22 protein-coding genes and 1 tRNA gene are annotated in these 25393 nt (G+C 53.2%); 12 read left to right on the forward strand and 11 right to left on the reverse strand.

Translation table 11 applies throughout. From position 1 onward, the window contains the following. Positions 1-148: 148 nt before the first annotated feature. On the reverse strand, positions 149-1132 hold the full coding sequence (gene ebgR / locus IB222_RS03055) for a transcriptional regulator EbgR (protein ID WP_032945068.1): 984 nt from the start codon (positions 1130-1132) through the stop codon (positions 149-151). Between the two features lie 209 nt (positions 1133-1341). Between ebgR and IB222_RS03060 the strand changes: the two genes are divergently transcribed. After that, on the forward strand, positions 1342-1674 hold the full coding sequence (locus tag IB222_RS03060; protein WP_003828529.1) for a tRNA-binding protein: 333 nt from the start codon (positions 1342-1344) through the stop codon (positions 1672-1674). Positions 1675-1751: 77 nt separating this feature from the next. On the opposite strand, the gene ygjG is transcribed toward IB222_RS03060, so the two are convergent. After that, entirely contained in the window at positions 1752-3131 is a 1380-nt protein-coding gene (gene ygjG, locus IB222_RS03065) for a putrescine aminotransferase (protein ID WP_057067552.1), read from the reverse strand. Between the two features lie 430 nt (positions 3132-3561). Between ygjG and IB222_RS03070 the strand changes: the two genes are divergently transcribed. Continuing rightward, positions 3562-5082, forward strand: a complete 1521-nt coding sequence (locus IB222_RS03070; RefSeq protein WP_149384523.1) for a PAS domain-containing methyl-accepting chemotaxis protein — start codon at positions 3562-3564, stop codon at positions 5080-5082. Between the two features lie 53 nt (positions 5083-5135). Here IB222_RS03070 and IB222_RS03075 read toward each other — a convergent pair whose 3' ends face one another. Beyond that, a complete protein-coding gene (locus IB222_RS03075) occupies positions 5136-5816 on the reverse strand; it encodes a PadR family transcriptional regulator (RefSeq protein WP_188055355.1) in 681 nt (226 codons plus the stop codon). A gap of 235 nt (positions 5817-6051) precedes the next feature. Here IB222_RS03075 and IB222_RS03080 point away from each other — a divergent pair, with 235 nt between their 5' ends. Next, positions 6052-6825, forward strand: a complete 774-nt coding sequence (locus tag IB222_RS03080) for a siderophore-interacting protein (protein ID WP_149384524.1) — start codon at positions 6052-6054, stop codon at positions 6823-6825. Here IB222_RS03080 and IB222_RS03085 read toward each other — a convergent pair whose 3' ends face one another. After that, a complete protein-coding gene (locus IB222_RS03085) occupies positions 6826-7674 on the reverse strand; it encodes a helix-turn-helix transcriptional regulator (protein ID WP_003828520.1) in 849 nt (282 codons plus the stop codon). It abuts the gene before it with no gap. Positions 7675-7741: 67 nt separating this feature from the next. On the opposite strand from IB222_RS03085, the gene cfa reads away from it, so the two are divergent. Next, positions 7742-8896, forward strand: coding sequence for a cyclopropane fatty acyl phospholipid synthase (cfa, locus tag IB222_RS03090; RefSeq protein WP_032934180.1), 1155 nt, complete (start codon positions 7742-7744; stop codon positions 8894-8896). Between the two features lie 225 nt (positions 8897-9121). Here the strand turns inward: cfa and IB222_RS03095 are convergent, their stop codons facing one another. Then, positions 9122-10780, reverse strand: a complete 1659-nt coding sequence (locus IB222_RS03095; RefSeq protein WP_149384525.1) for a glycerone kinase — start codon at positions 10778-10780, stop codon at positions 9122-9124. A 561-nt stretch (positions 10781-11341) separates the two neighbouring features. On the opposite strand from IB222_RS03095, the gene IB222_RS03100 reads away from it, so the two are divergent. Both IB222_RS03100 and dhaR read left to right on the forward strand, forming a co-directional pair. Further along, positions 11342-12439: a glycerol dehydrogenase gene (locus IB222_RS03100; RefSeq protein ID WP_003024745.1), complete on the forward strand. Its 1098-nt coding sequence runs from the start codon at positions 11342-11344 to the stop codon at positions 12437-12439. Positions 12440-12529: 90 nt separating this feature from the next. Then, a complete protein-coding gene (gene dhaR / locus IB222_RS03105; protein WP_043017717.1) occupies positions 12530-14455 on the forward strand; it encodes a dihydroxyacetone kinase operon transcriptional regulator DhaR in 1926 nt (641 codons plus the stop codon). Here dhaR and IB222_RS03110 read toward each other — a convergent pair. Genes IB222_RS03110 through IB222_RS03125 form a run of 4 tightly spaced genes read right to left on the reverse strand, consistent with a single transcriptional unit; the run spans position 14433 to position 16948 of the window. Further along, positions 14433-14963, reverse strand: coding sequence for a cob(I)yrinic acid a,c-diamide adenosyltransferase (locus IB222_RS03110; RefSeq protein ID WP_149384527.1), 531 nt, complete (start codon positions 14961-14963; stop codon positions 14433-14435). The genes dhaR and IB222_RS03110 overlap by 23 nt on opposite strands. Then, positions 14964-15317: a glycerol dehydratase reactivase beta/small subunit family protein gene (locus IB222_RS03115; protein WP_003828507.1), complete on the reverse strand. Its 354-nt coding sequence runs from the start codon at positions 15315-15317 to the stop codon at positions 14964-14966. Between the two features lie 16 nt (positions 15318-15333). After that, the gene (dhaT, locus tag IB222_RS03120; RefSeq protein ID WP_003024734.1) at positions 15334-16497 is read right to left on the reverse strand and encodes a 1,3-propanediol dehydrogenase; all 1164 of its coding nucleotides are present in this window, start codon (positions 16495-16497) and stop codon (positions 15334-15336) included. A gap of 22 nt (positions 16498-16519) precedes the next feature. Beyond that, positions 16520-16948 (reverse strand): heme-binding protein, encoded by a 429-nt coding sequence (locus tag IB222_RS03125; protein ID WP_149384528.1) that lies wholly within the window; start codon positions 16946-16948, stop codon positions 16520-16522. Positions 16949-17340: 392 nt separating this feature from the next. On the opposite strand from IB222_RS03125, the gene IB222_RS03130 reads away from it, so the two are divergent. The 5 genes from IB222_RS03130 to IB222_RS03150 all read left to right on the forward strand — a co-directional run bounded on the left by IB222_RS03130 (position 17341) and on the right by IB222_RS03150 (position 22293). Continuing rightward, on the forward strand, positions 17341-19008 hold the full coding sequence (locus IB222_RS03130) for a propanediol/glycerol family dehydratase large subunit (RefSeq protein WP_057067396.1): 1668 nt from the start codon (positions 17341-17343) through the stop codon (positions 19006-19008). An 11-nt stretch (positions 19009-19019) separates the two neighbouring features. Further along, entirely contained in the window at positions 19020-19604 is a 585-nt protein-coding gene (locus IB222_RS03135; protein ID WP_003828500.1) for a propanediol/glycerol family dehydratase medium subunit, read from the forward strand. A gap of 2 nt (positions 19605-19606) precedes the next feature. Beyond that, on the forward strand, positions 19607-20035 hold the full coding sequence (locus IB222_RS03140) for a diol dehydratase small subunit (protein ID WP_003024721.1): 429 nt from the start codon (positions 19607-19609) through the stop codon (positions 20033-20035). Positions 20036-20045: 10 nt separating this feature from the next. Next, positions 20046-21860 (forward strand): diol dehydratase reactivase subunit alpha, encoded by a 1815-nt coding sequence (locus IB222_RS03145; protein ID WP_149384529.1) that lies wholly within the window; start codon positions 20046-20048, stop codon positions 21858-21860. A 109-nt stretch (positions 21861-21969) separates the two neighbouring features. Then, positions 21970-22293, forward strand: a complete 324-nt coding sequence (locus tag IB222_RS03150; RefSeq protein ID WP_001573898.1) for a DUF1889 family protein — start codon at positions 21970-21972, stop codon at positions 22291-22293. A gap of 268 nt (positions 22294-22561) precedes the next feature. Here the strand turns inward: IB222_RS03150 and IB222_RS03155 are convergent. Then, a tRNA-Ile gene (locus tag IB222_RS03155) sits at positions 22562-22637 on the reverse strand. Positions 22638-22762: 125 nt separating this feature from the next. Here IB222_RS03155 and mug point away from each other — a divergent pair. Further along, positions 22763-23269: a G/U mismatch-specific DNA glycosylase gene (mug, locus tag IB222_RS03160; protein ID WP_149281949.1), complete on the forward strand. Its 507-nt coding sequence runs from the start codon at positions 22763-22765 to the stop codon at positions 23267-23269. Between the two features lie 45 nt (positions 23270-23314). On the opposite strand, the gene rpoD is transcribed toward mug, so the two are convergent. Continuing rightward, a complete protein-coding gene (gene rpoD, locus IB222_RS03165; protein ID WP_003024699.1) occupies positions 23315-25162 on the reverse strand; it encodes an RNA polymerase sigma factor RpoD in 1848 nt (615 codons plus the stop codon). Positions 25163-25393 lie beyond the last annotated feature (231 nt).

A 25393-nucleotide genomic window follows, 5' to 3' on the forward strand; every position in this document is an offset into this window, starting at 1 on the left:
GATGGTGATTTTAGTAAAAGTTTTACTAAAATATAGCGAGTGAAGTGATTTACTTTAACTGGATCACGAAAATAATTCGGACGCGGAAAAGAATGCATGACAATGCGCGCCCGGCATCAGAAGAAACCGGGCGGGTTAACGGGGGATTTCAGCGGGTGGTGCCGCGCAGTTTCAGCTTGCTGGGAACAAAAACCAGCAGGGGGAGCGCACGCCCGTCACGGGCTTTTTCGAACAGCAGGTTGACGCCCTGACTGCCCATCATTTCCGAATGGATGCGAACGGTGGAAAGCGGAGGAAAGGTGAAACGCGCCGTTGGGATATCATTAACGCTAATCAGCGAAATATCCTGCGGAATATTCAGACCGCGCTCGTGGATGGCGCGCAGAACGCCAATGGCAATCGAGTCTGAAGCCACAAACAGGGCGCTGGGATAGTCGGGTTTCGCCAGCATTTCTTTAGCCAGTTCATAGCCTGATGAACTGGAGAAACCGCCGCGATAGATGTCCTGTTCAGAAACGACCTGCTGCAGACGACCGTATTCGACAAACGCGGCTTCGCGGATATCGGCCTTGCCTGGCTGGTCTTCGCCACCGATGAAGCCAATGCGGGTGACGCCCTGGGCAATGAAGAAGTCGATGCTCTCTTTGCTGATGCGGGCCAGATCGATATCGACGGCGTCATATTCGCTGCCGGATTCATGGAAATCGATAAAGCAGATATTGTCGGTAAGTGCTGTTGCCGCCTCGCGCAGAGCGGGAGAAGGCTTGCCGACAATAAGAATGCCGGTAATGTGTTTGCTCTCCGGCAGACCACTGTGCTCATAGCAGTTGGTCAGTTCGATCCCGAGTTTCTCACACTGGGTTTCAATCCCATGGCGGATCGCGAGGTAGTAAGGATCGTTGATTTCCAAATCTTGCTGATAGCTGTAGAGCGCCAGAATATGCTGGGGGCCGAGCGCGCTGGTCTGGTTCTTTCGGGCGCTGCTGGTTTTGTACTCCAGCTTTTCCGCGATCTCCAGAATGCGATGCTTAGTCTCTTCTTTTACATTCAGCGTGGGGTCATCGTTTAAAACCCGGGACACTGTCGCCAGGGACACGCCAGCTTCGATTGCGATGTCTTTAAGTGTTGCCATGTTTGCCTTTTCCCTGAGTTACCTGCGCATTGTAAATGAAGTGCTTATCTATTCATCTGTTTTCAGTAAAAAAAGCATGATTAATTGACATGCTCGGGGTAAAACTGGGCTTTCAGAGTGTGATGAGTACGTCATTTTCCCGCTTTTGAGAACAATGCTCGGAAAATATTTTGCTAATATTTAGTAAAATTTTATCAAAGGAGAAAATAATGGATACCGTCGCATTTGCTGATTTTGCCCGAATGGAAATACGTGTTGGAAAAATCGCACAGGTAAAGCGCCATGACAATGCCGATAAGCTGTATATCGTACAGGTAGATGTGGGAGAGCGTACGCTGCAAACCGTAACCAGCCTGGTGCCTTACTACAGAGAAGAGGAGCTGATGGGCAAAACGGTGGTGGTGCTGTGTAATCTGCAAAAGGCCAAAATGCGCGGTGAGACATCAGAGTGCATGCTGCTGTGCGCGGAAACCGACGATGGCAGTGAAAGCGTACTGTTGACGCCAGAACGCCTTATGCCTGCTGGTGTGCGGATTGTTTAAGTCAGGCTAATTGCCGGATGGCGGCTACGCCTTATCCGGCCTACAAAAGATTGTCTTTTATAGGCCGGGTAAGGTTGTTACATTTGCTCCACGCTCACCCGTAATGCTGCCAGGGCTTTGCGCGTCGATCGCAATACCAGATCGCATTGCTCGATCGTTAACGTCAACGGCGGTTCGATGCGGATCGTCTTTGCATTGTTAAGCGTGCCGGCAACCAGCACCCGTTGGCGGAACATCTCACTGGCAAAGTTGTAGCCGATTTCATTATCGACAAACTCAATCGCCATCAGCATGCCCTTACCGCGTACATCATGCACCAGGTCTGGGTATTCCCGCGCAAGCTGGCGGAAACCATCCAGCAACATATCGCCTTTCTGCTCCGCCTGAGCCGGTAAATTTTGCTCCAGCAGGACGTTAATGGTGGCCAGCGCAGCTGCACAAGCGAGCGGGTTGCCGCCAAAGGTGGTGGTATGCAGGAAAGGATTGTCGAACAGGACGGAGAACACCTCTTCGGTGGCAATGGTCGCGCCAATGGGCATCACACCGCCGCCCAACGCTTTGGCCAGACACATAATGTCGGGCTGCACGTTTTCGTGTTCGCAGGCGAACATTTTGCCGGTACGCCCCATGCCGGTTTGCACTTCGTCAAGGATCATCAGCGCGCCAAACTCATCGCAAAGTTTACGAACGGCAGTCAAATAACCTTGCGGCGGCAGGATCACCCCACCTTCACCCTGGATGGGTTCGAGGATCACAGCTGCGACATCGTCACCGGTCTTTTTACACTCGCTGAGCATGGTGCGCATCGCGTTAATATCGCCAAACGGCACATGACGGAAGCCCGGCAGCAGCGGCATAAAGGGTTTACGGAAGGTAGATTTAGCCGTGGCAGACAGCGCGCCCAGTGATTTACCGTGGAATGCGCCGCTGGTGGCAATAAACGTAAATTTACCGCGCGGCGATTGATACGCTTTCGCCAGCTTCAGGGCGGCTTCAACCGACTCGGTCCCGCTGTTACAGAAAAAACTGTATTTCAGTTTACCGGGCGCCAGTGCGGCGAGAGTTTTTGCCAGCATAGCCCGAAGAGGGTCAAGTAACTCCTGGCTGTGCAGAGGTTGTTTCGCGAGTTGATTCTGTACGGCGGAAACCACGACTGGATTACGGTGCCCCACGTTGAAAATTCCAAAACCACCCAGGCAATCGACGAACTCTTGCCCCTGGGTGTCGACAAGCGTATTCAGGCTTCCCGCTTGCCACTCTACGGCTCCGTAATCCCCGCCTGCAGTTACAGATTTTCGATACTCTAAGAACCCCGGATTGACATGCTCCTTGAAGTACTCAATCACCTCTTTGTTCAATGATTTCATTTCCTCATGATCAAGCGTGCGCTTTTCGATGAGATTCAGTGCGTGTGCGCTGCAGGCCAGGGCCGATGCGCTGGAAGGTAACCTGTTCAAAATATGCTCCCGGAGCTCGCGTATCACATGATACTGATTTAAGTATTGCAGGGATTGCGCCATTCCGGCGCGCTTAGCAAAAATCGGGATAAACACCAGGAAACATCTCATTTGCGCAACATTTAATGCCGTGATTTAACATTTGCTGGCATTTTGCCCAAGTAAGGAGCCTGAAAACAGATCGAATAAACGTAAATTTGCGCTAAAAATGGGCAAGATTTGCACTGTGACGGTGCGCTGGTAGAAGTGACGTTGAATAGTTACTAGATGAAAGTATTTTAAATCAATGGATTAGAATGCGTACAGATTTTGAGGTTTAATCGCAAATTGCGATCTAAATCAAATTTAACAACTAAAGATAAAAAAATTATCGCCGAAATAACATAAGCCGAAAGAGTTAACAACCAGATAACCTGCACAGGACGCAATCATGTCTTCTCATCCCTACGTTAGTCAGCAAAATACACCGCTGGATGATGATATCACCCTCATGTCTACCACCGATTTACAAAGCTATATCACCCATGCGAACGATACATTTGTCCAGGTCAGTGGCTATCAGCTGAATGAATTGCTCGATAAGCCGCACAATCAGGTTCGTCATCCGGACATGCCAAAAGCGGCGTTTGCGGATATGTGGTACACCCTGAAGCAGGGCGAGCCATGGAGCGGGATTGTGAAAAACCGGCGTAAGAATGGCGATCACTACTGGGTGAGGGCCAATGCGGTGCCGATGGTGCGGGAAGGACGCGTGACCGGGTATATGTCGATTCGTACCCGGGCAACTGACGAGGAAATTGCGGCAGTAGAGCCTTTATATAAAGCGCTGAACGAAGGGCGTTGCAACCGGCGTATTCATAAAGGGCTGGTGGTACGCAAAGGCTGGCTGGGTAAACTGCCGGCGATGCCGATTCGCTGGCGGGTACGCAGCGTGATGGCATTCATGTTTGTCCTGCTAGCGGCCACATTGCAGCAGATGGGCGCCGAATGGCCGTTACTGCTGATGAGTGCGCTGGTGATGATGTTGGGAACGGCTATTTTCGAATGGCAGATTGTGCGTCCTATTGAGAATGTCACCCGTCAGGCGCTGAAAGTGGCGACCGGTGAGCGGAACAGCGTGTCGCATCTTAACCGTAGTGATGAACTGGGCCTGATGCTGCGAGCAGTGGGCCAACTGGGATTAATGTGTCGCTGGCTCATACACGACGTCTCCAGCCAGGTGAGTTGCGTGCGCAGTGACAGCGAAACTCTGGCGAAAGGCAGCGACGATTTAAACAAGCATACGCAGCAGACCGTCGAGAACGTGCAGGAAACGGTGACCACCATGAATCAGATGGCGGCATCGGTGAAACAAAACTCAGAGACCGCTGCCGCAGCCGATAAGCTCTCTATTGCCGCCAGCAGCGCGGCAACGCACGGCGGTGAGGCAATGGATACCGTCATCAAAACCATGGACGATATCGCCAACAGCACCCAGCGGATCGGCACTATTACGACGCTGATTAACGATATTGCCTTCCAGACTAACATTCTGGCTTTGAACGCCGCTGTTGAAGCCGCGCGGGCGGGCGAGCAGGGGAAAGGGTTCGCCGTGGTGGCGGGAGAAGTGCGTCATCTTGCTAGCCGCAGCGCCAGTGCGGCCAATGATATCCGCAAGCTGATTGATGCCAGCGCTGACAAGGTGCAGTCCGGATCCGACCAGGTTCACGCCGCAGGACGCACGATGGACGATATTGTGGCGCAGGTGCAAAACGTCACTCAACTGATCGCCCAAATCAGCCACTCCACGCTGGAACAGTCAGATGGTCTTTCCAGCCTGACCCGCGCGGTGAATGAGCTGAGCAACATTACGCAGAAAAACGCCGAACTGGTTGAAGAGAGTGCGCAGATTTCCGCGATGGTGAAACATCGCGCGGGTCGTCTGGAAGATGCGGTTACGGTGCTGCATTAATACTAAAAATACAGGCGGAACGTCGGTTATACGGGTTCCGTCTGCTGTGCAGATTAATCCAGCTGAGTAATATCCAGCGCAGCGCGATCGATAATACCGATGATTTTTTTGATCTGTGCATCGCTGGTATCACCATAATTGACGCGTAGATCCAGCACGGCTTTAAAGTTTTCCAGCGCGCGTTTCATCTGTGGATTTTTGCGTAATTCAAAACCCACGCAGCGGGCTTTAATCCGTTCGTGGATATGTTCCAGATGTTCACGGTTCTCATCCAGCCACTGCTGGCCCTGGGTCGTGATCGCAATCTGTTTACGCCCACCTTCCTCGTCGCTGACGGTGATCAGTGCCTGATCCTGCAAGAAATCCAGTGTTGGATAGATAACGCCCGGGCTTGGGGTGTAATTACCCTGGGTCAGGGTTTCAATCGCTTTAATCAGCTCATAGCCGTGGCTGGCGTCGCGGGTCAAGATATCCAGAATCACCAGGCGTAATTCGCCGTGGCCGAAGAACCGCTGACGACGACCACCGCCGCCGCCACGACCGTGGCGATGCCCGCAACCCTGCTCGTGGTGGTGTTCTTTGTTACAGCCTTCATGGCGATGTTCTTCACCTTTGCAGCAACCTGCATGGTGCTCGTTGTGGCGGCCTTCATGGTGATGTCCTTCACCCTTGCAGCAGCCTTCGTGTTGGTGCTCTGTGTGCTTACAGCAACCTTCATGATGGTTTTGCATCATCGTCTCCTGATGTTGTTTAGATATATCTAATTTATATCTAAAAATTATCAGTTTGCAAGTCTACAAAATAATTTTTGTTTAATGCGATGATTATTAAGTGTTTTTATGTGAATGTGATAGCGGGGTATTCATAACTCAACTATATCAAAAAGTGCTTGCAATCTTTTTGATTAGCAATCATTATCATTTGAAAATGAGTTTAGATATATCTTATTATTTTCACGAAGGCGAAAAAATGACAAAAAACACCTCACGCTACCCACAGCGCGTTCGCAATGAACTGCGTTTTCGAGAACTTACTGTCCTGCGGGTAGAGCGTATTAGCGCGGGCTTTCAGCGTATTGTACTGGGCGGTGACGCTCTGGACGGTTTTAGCTCACGCGGCTTTGACGACCATACCAAGGTCTTTTTCCCTGAACCGGGCAGCCATTTTGTACCGCCGGTTGTCACCGATGAAGGCATTGTCTGGGCTGACGGCGTACGTCCGTTATCCCGTGACTACACGCCGTTGTATGACGAAACGCGCCATGAGCTGGCACTGGATTTCTATATTCATGACGGCGGCGTGGCAAGTACATGGGCGATGAATGCCCGTGAGGGTGACAAGCTTACGATCGGCGGGCCGCGCGGTTCTTTGGTGGTACCAGAGGACTATGCGTATCAGGTTTACGTGTGTGATGAGTCGGGAATGCCCGCGTTGCGCCGACGCCTGGAGTCGCTCTGCCGTTTGGCGGTACGTCCGCACGTTACGGCGCTGGTTAGCGTGCAGGATGCGGCGTACCAGGACTATTTAGCCCATCTCGACGGGTTTACCATTCAGTGGTTTATCGGTCATGACGAGCAGGCGGTGAATGAACACTTATCGCGGCTAAGCGTGCCCGCAGACGATTATTACATCTGGATCACTGGTGAAGGCAAGGTGGTTAAAAACCTGAGTGCTCGCTTTGAAACCGAGGCGTTCGATCAGCAACGGGTTCGCGCAGCGGCATACTGGCATCAACGTCGTTAATCAGTAATTAGACGGCGGAACGCCAAACGCCTGGCGGAATGCGTAGCTAAATGCCGCGGTGCTTGAATACCCCACGTCGAGCGCCACGGCGGTTACGCTTTTATTTTTCTTCAGCATTAATACCGATTCAAGTATGCGCATTTTTTGCTTCCAGACGCTGAAAGGCAATCCAGTTTCTTTTTTGAAATGGCGTGAAAAGGTACGGGCAGACATACCCAGATGCTGCGCCCAGTATTCAACCGAATGCTCCAGTGCGGGGGATTCTTGTATTGTTCGACAGACTTTGGTTAATTCGCGATCCTGCGGCCAGGGTAATACAAAGGCGACTTCCGGGAGTTGCAGAATAATATCGACGAGCACACTAACCAGCTTGCCCTCTTTTGACTGACTATCATAATGGCCTGAAATTGAATTCGTGGCGTAATGAATAAACTCTCTGGCGAAATCACTGATAGCCACTACTTTGCATTCATTGATGCTCTCTTCAAGAAAGCCCGGTTTAATATCCAGATTTTCTAAATACACATCATCTAATGCCCAAACCGCATGCTCCGTATTATTTGGGATCCAAATGCCATAATGCGCCGGGATTATCCAGCACTTACCGGCAACATCAATGCGCATGCTGCCTTTGCGGGCGAAATGAAACTGCATAAAAGAGTGTGAATGCTGCGGTACATGGTGGTTGGCTTCCAGGACATATGAGCGAAAGAATACGTCCTGCGGCAGTTCGGTCATGGAGTTATCCGGGAAGGAGTTCCACTGTTTTTGCGCGAGAGTTTCCATAAATGAATCGTCAATACTCCCGATGGTGTGTCCGCTACTCGATAGATCTTGTCCGCGGATCATAATACATACACTCTTTTTTCCATAATAATCTTGCGTAATAATTTTTAGCCCACTTTTGGTAAATACCATGAACTCGCTTTGTTCAGATGCTGTCATCGTCAATGAAACAAATGATAACTGGACCCGAATGGGAAAAGAGCTGCTTTCGCAAGCGGATATCAGAATTAATGGCTCGCGCGCCTGGGACATTCAACTTCATCATACCGGTTTCTTTAAACGGGTATTGCAACAAGGCTCGTTAGGGCTTGGCGAAAGCTATATGGAAGGCTGGTGGGACTGCGAACGGCTCGATATTCTGTTCTGTAAAATCCTGAGAGCAAAACTCGACCAGCAGATGCCTGGTAATCTGAAAGATATTTTACGCATTGCCAGCGCGCGCCTGTTTAATTTGCAGTCACGTAGCCGTGCATGGATCGTCGGTAAAGAACATTATGATATTGGTAACGATCTCTTTGCACTGATGCTTGATCCGCATATGCAATATTCCTGCGGTTACTGGAAAGACGCGACCACATTAGACGATGCGCAAAATGCCAAATTAAAAATGATCTGCGAGAAGCTGCAGCTTAAACCGGGTATGCGTTTACTCGATATCGGTTGTGGCTGGGGCGGGCTGGCGGAATATGCGGCGCGTCATTATGGCGTGGCGGTAGAAGGCGTTACCATTTCCAAAGAGCAGCAGAAAATGGCGCAGCAGCGCTGTGAAGGGCTGGACGTTAACATTCTGCTGCAGGATTATCGCGATCTTGATAAACACTACGATCGTATTGTCTCCGTGGGGATGTTTGAACATGTCGGGCCTAAAAACTACGACACCTATTTCAGCATCGCCGACCGTTGTTTAAAACCGGACGGACTGTTCCTGCTGCATACCATTGGTAGCAATAAAAAAGGGATGAGCGTCGATCCGTGGATCAATAAATACATTTTCCCGAACGGCTGCTTACCGGCAATTTCCCATATTGCCGAGGCCAGCGAATCACGGTTTGTGATGGAGGACTGGCATAACTTCGGCAGCGATTATGATAAAACGCTGATGGCCTGGCATGAGCGCTTTAATCAGGCCTGGCCGGAGCTGTCATCACGTTATTCCGCCACCTTCAGAAGAATGTTTAATTATTATTTATGTGCCTGCGCAGGGGCTTTCCGCGCCAGAGATATTGAGCTTTGGCAGGTGCTGTTTAGCCGCGGCGTAGAGGGCGGGATCCGCGTTTATCGTTAACGTTCTGCCGGATGGCGGCGTTGCCTTATCCGGCCTACAAAGGTTTGCACTCGTAGGCCTGATAACGCCTTATCCGGCCTACACAGGTTTGCACTCGTAGGCCTGATAAGCGCAGCGCATCAGGCACGGCGCACATTGCCGGATGGCGGCGCAAACACCTTATCCGGCCTACAAAGATTTGTACTCCGTAGGCCGGATAAGCGCAGCGCATCAGGCACTTATGGCTTAGCCCAATTCACTCTCTGCCAACGCTTTAAACACCATAGCGACGGCGTGCGCGCCGGGGTCCATATTTCCGAGCAGGCTTTCGCTACTGAGATACGATGCGCGACCCGCATTGGCTTTACTCGACAAACAGGTTCGTTCGGCTCCCGCTTGTGCGGCGTCGAATGCGGCCTGCAAATTTTTCGGTTGTGCGAGCAGCGAAGTCAGGGCCGGTTGCAGCGCATCAATCATGGTGCGATCGCCTTCGTCTGCGCCGCCGTAAAACTTCATCTGCGCCAGTCCCGTATTCAGGGCTTCGGCAACGTTAGCTCCCTGTTCCAGTTTCTGCCCTGCGGCAGTAAAGAAAATAGACATCAGCACACCGCTGGAACCGCCCATCACCACGGTCAGACGTTCGCCAATCAGCGCGAACAGCGTGGCAAGGTTATCCAGCGGCAACTGCTGACGATGCAGCAGGCTGGCAATTTCCCGCGCGCCTGCGGCAAAGGTTGAACCGGTATCGCCATCGCCGACTTTGGCATCCAGCGCATTAAGATGGGTCTCCAGATCGGAAAGGGTTGTGGTGACAAGCTCCACAATCCCGGCCACCAGGGCGTTCGCCGAAGGCTGGAATTCCACGCGTGCGCTACGCTGAGATGACGGTACACAGCTGATTTCACGCGGTGGGACCGGCGTCGGCCAGTTACTGGTTTCCACCTCGGTGAGCAGCGCTTTTTCGATGCTCTCTTCCAGCACGATGGCCGTCAGTGAAAAGCCTTTCATATCCAGCGCGGTGACCAGTGAGGCCGGGCCAATCAGCCAGTCGATACGCGGGTGCAGCGGGCTGCTGGCCAGTTCGCGGGTAATGATGGCCATTTCGGCAACAGAAACGCCGCCAAGATTGTTAATCATCACCGCCAGACGGCCGGTTTCAGGCAGGGCTGCCAGCAGTTTATCCACCATCAGGCTCACCACCTGCGCACTGTTCTGGGTGTCGATGACCGAGGCACCTGGTTCGCCGTGAATGCCCATGCCCAGTTCCGCGTGGCCCGGATGATGACGCGGGGCGGCGTCGGTTTCTTGCGGCAGATGACAGCTGGAAAGCGCAACGCCCAGACTGAAGGTGTTATTGGCCGCGTACTGCGCTTCACGCAGGACGGTGGCGAGGTTGTAGCCGCGTTCGGCAAAATAGCCTGCGATTTTATGCACCAGGATGGTTCCCGCAATGCCGCGCGGGTGTTTGTTATCCGGCAGGGAGATGTCGTCGCCAACAATCAGCATTTCAACGTTGTAACCAAGGCGACGGGCTTTCTCGGCAGCGAGACCGAAATTAAGACGGTCCCCGGTGTAATTTTTCACGATCAATAAACAGCCCGCCTCACCGGTCACCGCCTGAATGGCGGTCAGTACCGCATCCACGCTCGGGGAGGCGAACACGTCGCCGCAGACGGCAGCGGTTAGCATGCCTTTACCGATAAACCCAACGTGCGCGGGTTCGTGCCCTGAACCGCCGCCGGAAATGACCGCCACGTTATTTTTGTTGAGGTCACGACGGACCACGATGCGAATGGCCGGATCGCTTTCCAGACGCGCCAGGTTATTCCACGGGCTGGCGATAATCGTACCGTCGATGACGTCGCTCACGAGATGGGTACGTTGATTAAAAAAGAATTGAGACATAACGGCTCCTTGAGGTTGAGTGTAAGACAAACCCCCGGAAGCATGGTCATGGTGCGGAGGCGATAGAGAGATTCTGGCGAAGTCAGCGCGGAAAAAAACAACCTTAAAATGAGTTTCATTACGGAACGTTGTTGTTGTTTTTTGTTCCGAAATGAAACTTAAAAGAACGGAGAACAACCACAATGCGAGCTCGCTCGACTTTTTTCTCTCGCGATGAATGCAGCTGACACGGCACTGTCAGCTTTTTTTTGCCGGTTTTTTGGCAAGTGAGTGGGCAAAAGAGAAAGTGAGATTCGTCTGTGCCGGAGATTTGGCGGCAAATGAACGGATCGGGATCGCAAACCTTATATTTTTTATGGTTAAGCGTTCCAATATGGAACATGTGTCGTTTTTATCTGTTTCATATCAGAACAAAAAGACGAAAGATTTTTTTGTGCACGCCTCGCCATACAGTTATTGCATCGCTCCGGTATCTCCCGTTTTCGCCGTCAGCATCAGGCCAAACAGGTTAACGCCAGGGCTCACCATGTAAAAACATGTACTTATTTGAGGATGAAAGGAATGCTAAAAGTTATTCAATCTCCAGCCAAATATCTCCAGGGTCCTGACGCTTCCACCTTGTTTGGTCAATACGCTAAAAATCTGGCGGACAGCTTTTTCGTGATTGCGGATGACTTCGTGATGAAACTGGCGGGAGAGAAAGTACTCAACGGCCTGCACAGCCACGACATTAGCTGCCATGCGGAACGCTTTAACGGTGAATGTAGCCATGTTGAAATTAATCGCCTGATTGCCATTCTGAAACAGCACGGTTGCCGCGGCGTGGTTGGGATTGGCGGCGGGAAAACGCTGGATACCGCCAAAGCGATTGGTTACTACCAGAAGTTGCCGGTGGTGGTGATCCCGACTATCGCGTCTACCGACGCGCCAACCAGCGCGCTGTCCGTTATCTATACCGAAGCCGGTGAGTTTGAAGAGTATCTGATCTACCCGAAAAACCCGGATATGGTGGTGATGGATACTGCAATCATTGCCAAAGCGCCGGTACGTCTGCTGGTGGCCGGGATGGGCGATGCGCTCTCAACCTGGTTTGAAGCGAAAGCCTGTTATGACGCCAGAGCGACCAGCATGGCGGGCGGACAGTCCACCGTGGCGGCGCTGAGCCTGGCGCGCCTGTGCTATGATACTCTGCTGGCGGAAGGCGAGAAGGCACGCTTTGCCGCGCAGGCTGGCGTGGTGACCGATGCGCTGGAGCGTATTGTTGAAGCCAACACCTACCTCAGCGGCATCGGCTTTGAAAGCAGCGGTCTGGCTGGGGCGCATGCGATCCACAACGGCTTTACGATTCTGGAAGAGTGTCACCATTTGTACCACGGTGAAAAAGTCGCCTTTGGTACGCTGGCGCAACTGGTGCTGCAAAACAGCCCGATGGAAGAGATCGAAACCGTGCTGAATTTCTGCCAGAAAGTAGGCCTGCCGGTAACGTTAGCGGAAATGGGTGTGAAAGAAGACGTTGACGGCAAGATCATGGCGGTGGCGAAAGCGACCTGTGCAGAAGGTGAAACCATCCACAATATGCCGTTCCCGGTAACGCCAGAAAGCGTACATGCCGCTATTTTGACGGCAGATCTGCTGGGACAGCAGTGGCTGGCGCGTTAATCAGTCGTCGGTAAGTTTTATCCGGCATCTTCTCCCCCTCTGACAGTCTCTGCCGGAGGGGTTGTCTATGGTTAAACAGCGGAAAGGGATATGACGGCGCACACGCATAGCATCGGGAAGGAAGTCTCTTCAGTCATTGCCCAGTCATGGCATCGTTGCAGCAAGTTTATGCAGCGGGAAACCTGGCAGGCGCCGCATCAGGCGCAAGGGCTGACCTTTGAGTCGATTTGTCGTCGCAAGACGGCGCTGCTGACGATTGCTCAGGCTGCGCTGGAAGATGCCTGGGAGTTTATGGACGGCCGACCGTGCGCGCTGCTGATTCTGGATGAATCAGCCTGTATTCTCAGCCGTTGCGGTGATCCGCAGACGGTGGAACAGCTGGCGGAGCTTGGGTTTCGTGACGGCAGCTACTGTGCAGAAAGCATTATTGGCAGCTGTGCGCTTTCTCTGGCGACGATGCCGGGGCAGCCGACAAAAACTTCTGGCGATCAGCACTTTAAACAGGCGCTACATCCGTGGTCGTTCTGCTCTACGCCGGTCTTCGATAATCATGGTCGACTGTTCGGCTCCATCTCGCTGTGCTGTCTGGTGGAACATGAGTGCGTTTCTGATTTATCCCTGACGCTGGCGATTGCCAGAGAAGTCGGCAACTCTTTGCTGACCGACAGCCTGCTGGCTGAATCCAACCGCCATCTGAACCAGATGTACGGGCTGCTGGAGAGTATGGATGATGGTGTGATGGCCTGGAACGAACAGGGCGTATTGCAGTTCCTCAATGCGCGTGCGGCGCTGCTTTTGCATCTCGACGCGCAGGCCAGTCAGGGGAAAAACATTCACGATCTGCTCAATCTCCCCATGCTGCTGCGCCGGGCGATCAAACATGCCCGCGGCCTGAATCACGTCGAAGTTACCTTTGAAAGCCAACATCAGTTTGTTGATGCCGTCATCACCCTGAAACCGATTGTTGAGGAGCAGGGCAACAGCTTTATCCTGCTGCTGCATCCGGTAGAGCAAATGCGCCAGCTGATGACCAGCCAGCTCGGCAAGGTGAGTCACACCTTTGAGCAGATGTCGACTGACGATCCGGAAACCCGCCGCTTGATCCACTTTGGACGCCAGGCAGCGAGGGGGAGTTTCCCGATCCTGCTGTGCGGAGAAGAGGGCGTTGGTAAGGAGCTGCTGAGTCAGGCCATTCACAATGAAAGCGAGCGCGCCAGCGGGCCGTATATCGCCGTGAACTGTCAGCTGTATGCCAACAGCGTGCTGGGGCAGGATTTTATGGGCAGTGCGCCCACCGACGATGAAAATGGCCGGTTGAGCCGTCTTGAACTGGCGAACGGCGGCACGCTGTTTCTGGAAAAAATTGAATATCTGGCGCCGGAGCTGCAATCCGCGCTGTTACAGGTGATCAAGCAGGGGGTATTAACCCGCCTGGATGCCCGTCGGTTGATTCCGGTGGATGTCAAAGTGATCGCCACCACCACGGTTGATCTCGCCAATCTGGTGGAGCAAAACCGCTTTAGCCGTCAGCTGTATTATGCGCTGCACTCTTTTGAGATAGTGATCCCCCCGCTGCGGGCGCGGCGTAACAGTATTCCCTCGCTGATTTATACGCGGCTGAATAGCCTGAAAAAACGCTTTTCATCCAGTCTGAAGATCGACGACGACGCGTTGGCACAACTGGTGGCCTATTCGTGGCCGGGCAATGACTTTGAGCTGAACAGCATTATCGAAAACATCGCCATCAGCAGTGATAACGGCCATATTCGGCTGAGCAATCTACCGGATTATCTGTTTGCCGAACGTCCGGGTCTGGAGACGGCGTCTTCACTGCTGCCAGCCAGCCTGACCTTTACCGCTATCGAAAAAGAGGCGATTATCCATGCTGCCCGCGTCACCAGCGGGCGCGTGCAGGAGATGTCGCAACTGCTGAATATTGGTCGCACCACCCTGTGGCGCAAGATGAAGCAGTACGACATTGATGCCAGCCAGTTTAAGCGCAAGCATCTGGAGTAGTTTCTTCAATTCTCGCCATCGAAAACAGCGCGTCCGACAGTCGGTTGATATAACGCCTGGGTTCATCGCGTAACGTCAGCGTTCTGCTCATTGCGATGAGGATCCGCTCCAGTCGACGCGTCAGAGTTCGCGCAACGTGTAGCTGTGCCGATGGCAGATTTTTCCCCGGAATAACAAACTCTTTGAGCGGGCCGCTTTGCGCCATATTGCGGTCAATAAGCTGCTCCAGCGCCTGAATATCCTCTTCGCCAATACGCTGTTGTAAGCGAGCGAGTCCTTTCTCATCGCTGGCGAGTTCCGCACCCAGTACAAACAGCATCTTTTGCATGTCGTGCAGATCCTGGCGTAGTTCAGCCTGGTGCGTGCTGGCATAGCAGACGCCAAGCTGGGAAATCAGTTCATCCACCGTGCCATAGGCCTCAACGCGGATGTCGTCTTTGTCGATACGGCTGCCGCCAAACAGCGCGGTCGTGCCTTTATCGCCGGTTCGGGTATAGATGCGGTACATTTAATTTATCTCGCTGAAGGGAAGTACTTTAACCAGTTGACCAGCATTAGCACCGAGGACGCGGAGCTGGGCTGCTCCGGCGCGGATATGCCCACGGATCAGCGCCCGATCTTCGGGCAACTGGGCGTGGGTTAACGCAATATCACCCGTGGCGTTAAGACCCAGACCGACACGTAGCGTTGAGCTTTTGGCCGCAAGTTTGCTCAATGCCAGCGCGCAGTCATGCTCGTCGCAACAGATTGCCCGGCAAGGGACGCCTTGCTCTTCCAGTCCCCAGCACAGCTCATCAAGTACGCGAGTATCCTGCCAGCGTGAGTGATAAAACAGATGTACGCCCGGTGATGAAAGTGACATTGCGCCCCCTGCGTTATCAGAATGCCTGACGGAAGATCTCGGCAATTTCTTTCTCGTTCCCTTTGCGCGGGTTAGAGAAGGCGTTGCCGTCCTTCAGCGCCATTTCCGCCATGTACGGGAAATCGGCTTCTTTGACGCCCAGATCGCGCAAATGCTGCGGAATGCCGATGTCAGCGGAGAGACGGGCAATGGCGTGAATGGCCAGTTCGGCGGCATCCATGGTGGAAAGTCCGTCAGTGTTTTCGCCCATAAATTCTGCGATATCGGCAAATTTCTCCGGGTTAGCGATCAGGTTATAGCGCGCCACGTGCGGGAGCAGTACGGCATTCGCCACGCCGTGTGGCATGTCGTACAGACCGCCAAGCTGATGCGCCATTGCGTGAACGTAGCCGAGGTTGGCGTTGTTGAAAGCCATACCCGCCAGCAGAGAAGCGTAGGCCATGTTCTCGCGAGCTTTCAGGTTGCTGCCCAGCGCTACGGCCTGACGCAAGTTGCGTGCGATCAGGCGAATAGCCTGAATAGCGGCGGCGTCAGTGACCGGGTTGGCATCTTTGGAAATATAAGCTTCCACGGCGTGGGTCAGGGCATCCATCCCGGTCGCGGCGGTCAGCGGGGCGGGTTTGCCGAGCATCAGCAGCGGATCGTTAATGGAGACCGACGGCAGGTTGCGCCAGCTGACAATCACAAACTTCACTTTGGTTTTGGTATTGGTCAGCACGCAGTGGCGGGTGACTTCGCTGGCGGTACCGGCAGTGGTATTCACCGCAACGATAGGCGGCAGCGGGTTGGTCAGGGTTTCAATCCCGGCATAGCTGTAGAGATCTCCTTCGTGAGTCGCCGCGATACCGATGCCTTTACCGCAGTCATGCGGGCTACCGCCGCCGACGGTAACAATGATATCGCAATGCTCTTTGCGAAAGACTTCCAGACCGTCACGCACGTTGGTGTCTTTTGGGTTGGGTTCAACGCCGTCAAAAACCACCACGTCAATACCGGCCTCACGCAGATGGGCGAGGGTTTTATCTACCGCACCGTCTTTAATAGCCCGCAGACCTTTATCAGTAACCAGCAGCGCTTTTTTACCGCCTAACAGTTTGCAGCGTTCGCCGACAACGGAAATAGCATTGGGACCAAAGAAGTTCACATTTGGCACCAGGTAATCAAACATACGATAGCTCATAATATACCTTCTTAGATTTAAATTATAATTCAGAGAAACAATTCAATGCGGTTTCTGCTAATAATTTGTCTTGTTCGACGGTGCCGCCACTCACGCCAACGGCACCAATTAATTTACCGTTTAATATGACAGGTAAGCCGCCGCCGAAAATAACAATTCGTTGTTGGTTGGTAAGCTGCAAACCATATAGCGAAGCACCCGGTTGTACCGCGTCGGTAATTTCATGGGTACCCTGGCGCAGGCAGCAGGCGGTATACGCTTTATTAAGAGAGATATCACAGCTGGTGACAAACGCATCGTCCATGCGTTGCATTAGCAGCGTATTCCCGCCGCGATCCACCACGGAAAAGACCACCGGAACGTTGATCTCAAGCGCTTTAGCCTCAACGGCCTGCGCCATTTTTTTTGCAGCCGCCAGCGTAATGGTGGCAATTTGTTGGCTCTTATTCACAGTCTCTCCTGAAAATATTGTAGGGCTGAGGTCACGAAACATATCGCGCAACAGCTATTTTTATCATTGGCTTTACCTTATTTTCTCGCCGTACGTTATTAAGTCAATAGGACGGAAATTTCAGGAATATCAAATTCACCTTCCCGGTTTTGTGTTTATTGATAATGATCATTTAACTTCGTCACAATTCACGATGGATATTCCTGAATTGCGTTTCAATATGAAACGATGCGTTTTTATTAGGTGCCAAATTGGAACGTAATTAATTTTATTTTTTTATTGCTCTGCTCATTTAGAGTTCGCCCATTGCTGATGAAAGGAGAATGCCGGGTGTTGTGTCCCCGGCAATATGGCCCAGCGTCCCTATTTTTTATCTTTTGAGTCAATAAATCATGAGAAGATCAAAACGATTCGAAGTGCTTGCGAAGCGGCCTGTAAATCAGGATGGGCTGATTGGCGAATGGCCTGAAGAGGGGCTGATCGCCATGGAAAGCCCCTACGATCCGGCGTCGTCGGTGAAGGTGGAAAATGGTCGTATTGTTGAGCTGGACGGTAAGAGCCGCGCCGAGTTCGACATGATCGACCGTTTCATTGCCGACTATGCGATTAACGTGGCCGAGGCGGAGCGCGCCATGCAGCTCGATGCGCTGGAGATCGCCAGAATGCTGGTGGATATCCATGTCAGTCGGGAAGAAATTATTGCCATTACCACCGCCATCACCCCGGCGAAAGCGGTGGAAGTGATGGCGCAAATGAACGTGGTGGAGATGATGATGGCGCTACAAAAAATGCGCGCCAGACGCACTCCCTCCAACCAGTGCCACGTGACTAACCTGAAAGATAACCCGGTACAGATTGCCGCCGACGCTGCTGAAGCGGGGATCCGCGGCTTTTCCGAGCAGGAAACGACGGTCGGGATTGCCCGCTACGCGCCGTTTAACGCCCTGGCACTGCTGGTGGGTTCCCAGTGCGGTCGCCCCGGTGTGCTGACGCAATGTTCCGTTGAAGAGGCCACGGAGCTGGAGCTGGGCATGCGTGGGCTTACCAGCTACGCCGAAACGGTGTCGGTATATGGCACAGAATCGGTGTTTACCGACGGTGATGACACGCCGTGGTCCAAAGCATTTCTCGCCTCGGCTTATGCGTCGCGTGGCCTGAAGATGCGCTACACCTCCGGCACCGGCTCGGAGGCGCTGATGGGCTATTCCGAAAGTAAATCGATGCTTTATCTGGAGTCACGCTGCATTTTTATCACTAAAGGTGCGGGCGTACAGGGGCTGCAAAACGGTGCGGTCAGCTGTATCGGCATGACCGGCGCTGTGCCGTCAGGGATCCGCGCGGTGCTGGCGGAAAACCTGATTGCCTCAATGCTCGACCTTGAAGTGGCCTCCGCCAATGACCAAACCTTTTCCCACTCCGATATTCGCCGTACTGCCCGTACCCTGATGCAGATGCTGCCGGGTACCGACTTTATTTTCTCCGGTTACAGCGCGGTACCCAACTACGACAACATGTTTGCCGGATCGAACTTCGACGCTGAAGATTTCGATGATTACAACATTCTGCAACGCGATCTGATGGTTGACGGCGGTCTGCGGCCGGTCACGGAAGAGGAAACCATCGCCATTCGCAATAAGGCCGCACGCGCCATTCAGGCGGTGTTCCGCGAACTGGGCCTGCCGCTGATTAGCGATGAAGAAGTCGAAGCCGCTACTTATGCTCACGGCAGCAAAGATATGCCTGCGCGTAATGTGGTTGAGGATTTGGCTGCCGTGGAAGAGATGATGAAGCGCAATATCACCGGGCTGGATATCGTCGGCGCGTTGAGTTGCAGCGGCTTCGAAGACATCGCCAGCAATATCCTCAACATGCTGAGACAGCGTGTTACCGGTGATTACCTGCAAACGTCGGCCATTCTGGATCGCCAGTTCGACGTCGTCAGCGCCGTCAACGACATCAATGATTATCAGGGACCAGGTACCGGCTATCGCATCAGTGCCGAACGCTGGGCGGAAATTAAAAATATTGCGGGCGTGGTTCAGCCCGGCTCGATCGAATAAGGCGGTACACAGTGGAATGCACAACTGAACGTAAGCCGGTTTTCACCTTACAGGTGAGCGAAGGCGAGGCGGCTAACGCGGATGAACGCGTGGATGAGGTGGTGATTGGCGTCGGCCCGGCCTTTGCTAAGTATCAGCATAAAACCTTGATTGATATGCCGCACAACGCGATTTTGAAAGAGCTGGTTGCAGGCATTGAAGAAGAGGGGTTACATGCGCGGGTAGTGAGGATCCTGCGCACCTCGGATGTTTCTTTTATGGCATGGGATGCGGCAAATCTCAGCGGCTCAGGCATTGGGATTGGTATCCAGTCGAAAGGAACCACGGTGATTCATCAGCGCGATCTGCTGCCGCTAAGTAACCTGGAACTGTTTTCTCAGGCTCCGCTGCTGACGCTGGAAACCTATCGTCAGATTGGTAAAAACGCCGCGCGCTATGCACGTAAAGAGTCGCCTTCGCCGGTGCCAGTGGTCAATGACCAGATGGTGCGCCCTAAATTTATGGCCAAGGCCGCGCTGTTTCATATCAAAGAAACCAAACACGTGGTGCAGGATGCTGCGCCTGTCACGTTGCATATTGCACTGGTAAGGGAATGACCATGAACGACAACATCATGACCGCGCAGGATTATCCATTAGCCACCCGCTGCCCGGAGAAAATCCAGACGCCTACCGGTAAGCCGCTAACCGACATTACCCTTGAGAATGTGCTGGCGGGCCGCGTAGGACCACAGGATGTGCGTATTTCTCAGCAAACGCTGGAGTACCAGGCGCAGATTGCCGAGCAGATGCAGCGTCATGCCGTGGCGCGCAATTTTCGTCGTGCGGCAGAACTGATTGCGATCCCGGATGCCCGCATTCTGGAGATCTACAACGCGCTACGGCCGTTTCGTTCTTCGTTTGCCGAGTTGCAGGCCATTGCCGATGAACTGGAACACACCTGGCATGCCACGGTGAACGCCGGGTTTGTCCGCGAATCGGCAGAGGTATACCAGCAGAGAAATAAGCTGCGTAAAGGCAGTCAGTGACGGAGGCAGCATGCCGTTAATTGCAGGGATCGATATCGGCAACGCCACTACCGAAGTGGCGTTGGCGCAGGATGGCCGGTTTATCGGCAGCGGGATTGTCGCCACGACCGGGATGAAAGGCACGCGGGATAATATCGCCGGGGTAGTCGCGTCCCTGCAGCAGGCGCTGGATAAAACGCCGTGGTCGCTGCAGGACGTGGCAAAAATCTGCATCAACGAGGCCGCACCAGTGATTGGCGATGTGGCGATGGAAACCATCACTGAAACCATCATTACCGAATCAACAATGATTGGCCATAACCCGCAAACGCCCGGCGGCGCTGGCGTGGGTATGGGAACCACCATCGCTGTGGAGAAGTTGGCAGCGTTGAGCGAGGATCGATTTGCCCAGGGCTGGATACCGTTGGTGGGTGAGGAGATGGATTTCCTTGAGGCGGTTTGGTTTATCAATGAAGCGCTGGATCGCGGCGTCAACGTGGTGGCGGCCATCCTGAAAAAAGATGATGGTGTGCTGGTGAATAATCGCCTGCGTCGGCCAATGCCGGTGGTTGATGAAGTCACTCTGCTGGAGAAGGTACCGGAAGGCGTGCTGGCGGCGGTGGAAGTGGCGGCCCCGGGACAGGTGGTGCGGGTGCTGTCGAATCCTTACGGTATCGCGACCTTCTTTGCCCTGACCCCTGAGGAAACGCAAACTATCGTCCCCATCGCCAGAGCGCTGATTGGCAACCGTTCCGCCGTGGTGCTGAAAACCCCGCAGGGCGATGTGCGATCAAGAGTGATCCCGGCGGGTAAGATCTTTATCCGTGGTGAAAAGCGTGACGGTGAAGCCGACGTAGCGCAAGGCGCGCAGGCTATTATGCAGGCGATGAGCGCCTGCGCGCCCGTGTGTGATATTCGTGGTGAAGCAGGCACGCATGCAGGCGGCATGCTGGAGCGGGTGCGTAAGGTGATGGCCTCGCTGACCGGTCATGACATGAACACGGTGCATATTCAGGATCTGTTGGCGGTCGATACATTTATTCCGCGCAAGGTGCAGGGCGGCATCGCCGGAGAGTGTTCAATGGAGAACGCCGTGGGCATTGCGGCGATGGTGAAAGCCGATCGTTTACAGATGCAGGCCATCGCCAGTGAGCTGAGCGTCCGGTTAAACACTCTGGTTGAGGTGGGTGGCGTGGAGGCCAACATGGCCGTGGCGGGGGCGTTAACTACGCCCGGATGCGCTGCACCGCTGGCGATCCTCGACTTAGGCGCAGGATCTACCGATGCCGCCGTCATCAATAGCGACGGCGTAGTGAAAGCGGTACATCTGGCCGGCGCGGGGAATATGGTCAGCCTGTTGATTCAAACTGAGCTGGGCTTAAGCGATGCCTTTCTGGCGGAGGAAATTAAAAAATACCCGCTGGCAAAAGTGGAGAGCCTGTTTAGCATTCGCCATGAGAATGGCGCGGTAGAGTTTTTCCGCGAACCGCTCAGCCCGTCGGTGTTTGCCAAAGTGGTGTATTTGAAAGACGGTGAGCTGATCCCGGTAGATAACCAGACTTCGCTGGAAAAAATCCGTCTGGTGCGCCGACAGGCTAAAGAGAAGGTTTTTGTGACCAACTGCCTGCGCGCGTTACGCCAGGTGTCACCCGGAGGCTCTATTCGCGATATGACGTTCGTGGTGCTGGTAGGCGGTTCTTCGCTGGATTTCGAAATCCCGCAGATGATCACCGATGCGCTGGCGCATTACGGCGCTGTCGCCGGGCAGGGCAATATTCGAGGTACCGAAGGGCCGCGTAATGCGGTGGCAACAGGACTGGTTTTAGCCGGAGAAGCAAAAAAATAGCGCAGAAAACAGCCGCGCAAGCGTTTAGCTGCGGGGTAAGTCAAATAAAGGCGATGTTCTCTTTGATATCCCGGCGGAGTTGGGTACATAGTATAAACGTGTCTCTCACGTGGTTAATTTTAAGGATAAGAGCATGCCAACAGCAATTGAGAAAGCATTGGATTTTATTGGTGGTATGAACACTTCGGCGTCAGTACCCCATTCAATGGATGAAAGCACCGCTAAGGGAATCTTAAAGTATTTGCATGACTTAGGTGTGCCAGCGAGTCCGGAAGTTGTGATGGCACGGGGTGAGCAAGAGGGATGGAATCCCGAGTTCACGAAAAAAGTGGCCGGATGGGCAGAGAAAGTCGCCTCCGGTAACCGCATCCTTATCAAGAACCCAGAGTATTTTTCAACCTATATGCAGGAGCAGCTCAAAGAGCTAGTGTGAGCTGACTATCGAATTAAACTCTAACGGACGTTTCCATCCCAGGATGGCGGCGTCCAAATGGGGTTGCCATTAACATGCTGTTTTCTGAACAGGTGTATCGCGTAAATAGCTTTAGTCCCCGCCAGCCATTTTCTTCCGTGTACTCATTCAACATATTGATGCAAGAAAGTATTGATTTTTCCAGGACAAACTCTTTTTTGCTACATACCAATTTCTACGGAATACCCATAAAAAAAGGACCTGCGATTTCTCGCAAGTCCTTGAAATTTGGTGGCCCCTGCTGGACTTGAACCAGCGACCAAGCGATTATGAGTCGCCTGCTCTAACCACTGAGCTAAGGGGCCGTGGCGGTGGATTATAAAGTAACTCCGCGTTGCAATCCAGACATAAGCGTACGGATGCTGTTTTTATAAACAATGTATTTTCAGTCCGTTATACTTGTTCCCTTGATGTATTGTTCGGAGTAATTATGGTTAAGGACATACTGGCACCGGGGCTGCGGGTGGTATTTTGCGGCATCAATCCGGGGCTATCTTCCGCAGGTACAGGATTCCCCTTTGCACATCCCGCCAATCGCTTCTGGAAGGTCATCCATCAGGCGGGATTCACCGAGCGCCAGCTTAAACCTGAAGAGGCACAGCATCTGTTGGACTTTCGCTGCGGCGTGACTAAGTTTGTCGACAGACCAACGGTGCAAGCCAATGAAGTGAAGCTACAGGAGATGCGTAACGGTGGTCGTCTGCTCATTGAGAAAATAGAAGAGTATCAGCCAGCCGCGCTCGCTATCCTTGGGAAGCAGGCATTTGAGCAGGGGCTTAGCCAGCGTGGGGCGCAGTGGGGAAAACAGACGCTGACCATTGGCGCGACGCAAATATGGGTATTGCCGAATCCCAGCGGGTTAAGCCGGATCACGCTGGATAAACTGGTAGAGGCGTATCGGGAAGTGAATGACGCCCTGGTCAGGCGGGGACTATAAAGAAAAACGCCACCTTGCGGTGGCGTTTATGCTTATGCGGCGAGATTAATCGTCCAGGAAGCTACGCAGTACTTCAGAGCGGCTCGGGTGGCGCAGTTTACGCAGCGCCTTCGCTTCGATCTGACGGATACGTTCGCGGGTAACGTCGAACTGTTTACCCACTTCTTCCAGCGTGTGGTCGGTGTTCATATCGATACCGAAACGCATACGCAGAACTTTCGCTTCACGGGCGGTCAGGCCAGCCAGAACGTCGTGCGTTGCGGCACGCAGGCTCTCGGTGGTCGCAGAGTCCAGCGGCAGCTCGAGGGTGGTATCCTCGATGAAATCACCCAGATGCGAATCTTCATCGTCGCCGATCGGCGTTTCCATGGAGATAGGTTCTTTAGCGATTTTCAGCACTTTACGGATCTTGTCTTCCGGCATCAGCATGCGCTCAGCCAGTTCTTCTGGCGTCGGCTCGCGGCCCATCTCTTGCAGCATCTGACGGGAGATACGGTTGAGCTTGTTGATAGTCTCAATCATATGTACCGGGATACGGATGGTACGCGCCTGATCCGCGATCGAACGGGTGATCGCCTGACGGATCCACCAGGTTGCATAGGTGGAAAACTTGTAACCACGACGGTATTCAAACTTATCAACCGCTTTCATCAGACCGATGTTACCTTCCTGAATCAGATCCAGGAACTGCAAGCCACGGTTGGTGTATTTTTTAGCGATAGAGATAACCAGACGTAAGTTCGCTTCAACCATCTCTTTTTTCGCACGGCGGGCTTTCGCTTCACCGATGGACATGCGACGGTTGATATCTTTAACCTGCTCGATGGTCAGGCCGGTTTCTTCTTCAATCTGCTGCAGTTTCTGCAGGCCGCGGTGAACGTCATCTGCAACGTCATGCAGTTTTTCAGACCACGGTTTGTTCATCGCGATTGCCGCGTTGAACCAGGTTTCGCTGGTTTCGTTGCCAGTGAACAGGGTGATGAAGTTTTTCTTCGGCATTTTGCACTGCTCAACGCAGAGCTTCATGATCAGACGTTCCTGAGTACGCACGCGGTCCATCATGACGCGCATGCTGTTTACCAGGTAGTCGAACTGCTTCGGCACCAGGCGGAACTGTTTGAACACTTCGGACAGCTTCTGAATTTCTTCCTGCGCGGCAGCATGGCTGCGGCCTTTCGCTTTGATGGTGTCGCGAGTGATTTCGTACTGAGTACGCAGTTCACCGAATTTTTCACGCGCTAACTCAGGGTCGATGCTGTTGTCATCATCGCTGCTGTCGTCGTCGCCATCTTCTTCATCTTCGTCTTCATCGTCATCCATCTCTTCCTGAGAGAGTTCAGAACCGACGTGGGTCGCCGTTGGCGCCATGTCTTCTTCCGCGTTTGGATCGACAAAGCCAGTGATCAGATCGGAAAGACGTGCTTCTTCAGCTTCTACGCGATCGTACTGCTCAAGCAGGTAGGTGATAGCTTCCGGGTATTCGGCAACGGAGCATTGAACCTGGTTAATCCCGTCTTCGATGCGTTTAGCGATGTCGATTTCGCCTTCGCGGGTTAACAGTTCAACGGTACCCATTTCACGCATGTACATGCGGACCGGGTCAGTCGTACGACCGATTTCGGACTCAACGCTGGACAGAACCTGGGCAGCCGCTTCTTCCGCGTCTTCATCGGTGCTGTTGGAGGTTTCAGCAAGCAGCAGATCATCGGCATCAGGTGCTTCTTCCATCACCTGAATACCCATGTCATTGATCATTTGGATGATGTCTTCGATTTGATCTGAATCGACGATATCTTCCGGCAGATGGTCATTGACCTCGGCATAGGTCAGATAGCCTTGCTCCTTACCACGTTGGACAAGAAGCTTCAGCTGTGACTGCGGGTTTTGCTCCATAAGACGGTATCCACACTTAATTCGTTTGATTGGTGTTGGGCGGTAAAACCGCCAACGGCAAAACGAGGGCATACTTATATTTTGCCGCTGCCTCTCCGTGCGGCTGTCGGGGGCTTCCCGATCGATATTCGGCAGTTAAGCCGTTAAATACTTCATCTTTCACGTTGTCTCTGCGTTAGCTGCGTTCGTTACTCGGCTCATCCTGAGCCTCGCCCCTTACGGGGCCGCCGC

This window comes from Citrobacter sp. C13, from assembly GCF_014596815.2.
Classification (GTDB): domain Bacteria; phylum Pseudomonadota; class Gammaproteobacteria; order Enterobacterales; family Enterobacteriaceae; genus Citrobacter; species Citrobacter portucalensis.

Excerpts from the sequence above, each read along its gene's own strand:
- ebgR (WP_032945068.1), bottom strand. The coding sequence starts at position 1,132 with ATGGCAACACTTAAAGACATCGCAATCGAAGCTGGCGTGTCCCTGGCG.
- IB222_RS03060 (WP_003828529.1), top strand. The coding sequence starts at position 1,342 with ATGGATACCGTCGCATTTGCTGATTTTGCCCGAATGGAAATACGTGTT.
- IB222_RS03070 (WP_149384523.1), top strand. The coding sequence starts at position 3,562 with ATGTCTTCTCATCCCTACGTTAGTCAGCAAAATACACCGCTGGATGAT.
- IB222_RS03075 (WP_188055355.1), bottom strand. The coding sequence starts at position 5,816 with ATGATGCAAAACCATCATGAAGGTTGCTGTAAGCACACAGAGCACCAA.
- IB222_RS03080 (WP_149384524.1), top strand. The coding sequence starts at position 6,052 with ATGACAAAAAACACCTCACGCTACCCACAGCGCGTTCGCAATGAACTG.
- IB222_RS03085 (WP_003828520.1), bottom strand. The coding sequence starts at position 7,674 with ATGATCCGCGGACAAGATCTATCGAGTAGCGGACACACCATCGGGAGT.
- cfa (WP_032934180.1), top strand. The coding sequence starts at position 7,742 with ATGAACTCGCTTTGTTCAGATGCTGTCATCGTCAATGAAACAAATGAT.
- IB222_RS03095 (WP_149384525.1), bottom strand. The coding sequence starts at position 10,780 with ATGTCTCAATTCTTTTTTAATCAACGTACCCATCTCGTGAGCGACGTC.
- IB222_RS03100 (WP_003024745.1), top strand. The coding sequence starts at position 11,342 with ATGCTAAAAGTTATTCAATCTCCAGCCAAATATCTCCAGGGTCCTGAC.
- dhaR (WP_043017717.1), top strand. The coding sequence starts at position 12,530 with ATGACGGCGCACACGCATAGCATCGGGAAGGAAGTCTCTTCAGTCATT.
- IB222_RS03110 (WP_149384527.1), bottom strand. The coding sequence starts at position 14,963 with ATGTACCGCATCTATACCCGAACCGGCGATAAAGGCACGACCGCGCTG.
- IB222_RS03115 (WP_003828507.1), bottom strand. The coding sequence starts at position 15,317 with ATGTCACTTTCATCACCGGGCGTACATCTGTTTTATCACTCACGCTGG.
- dhaT (WP_003024734.1), bottom strand. The coding sequence starts at position 16,497 with ATGAGCTATCGTATGTTTGATTACCTGGTGCCAAATGTGAACTTCTTT.
- IB222_RS03130 (WP_057067396.1), top strand. The coding sequence starts at position 17,341 with ATGAGAAGATCAAAACGATTCGAAGTGCTTGCGAAGCGGCCTGTAAAT.
- IB222_RS03140 (WP_003024721.1), top strand. The coding sequence starts at position 19,607 with ATGAACGACAACATCATGACCGCGCAGGATTATCCATTAGCCACCCGC.
- IB222_RS03145 (WP_149384529.1), top strand. The coding sequence starts at position 20,046 with ATGCCGTTAATTGCAGGGATCGATATCGGCAACGCCACTACCGAAGTG.
- mug (WP_149281949.1), top strand. The coding sequence starts at position 22,763 with ATGGTTAAGGACATACTGGCACCGGGGCTGCGGGTGGTATTTTGCGGC.
- rpoD (WP_003024699.1), bottom strand. The coding sequence starts at position 25,162 with ATGGAGCAAAACCCGCAGTCACAGCTGAAGCTTCTTGTCCAACGTGGT.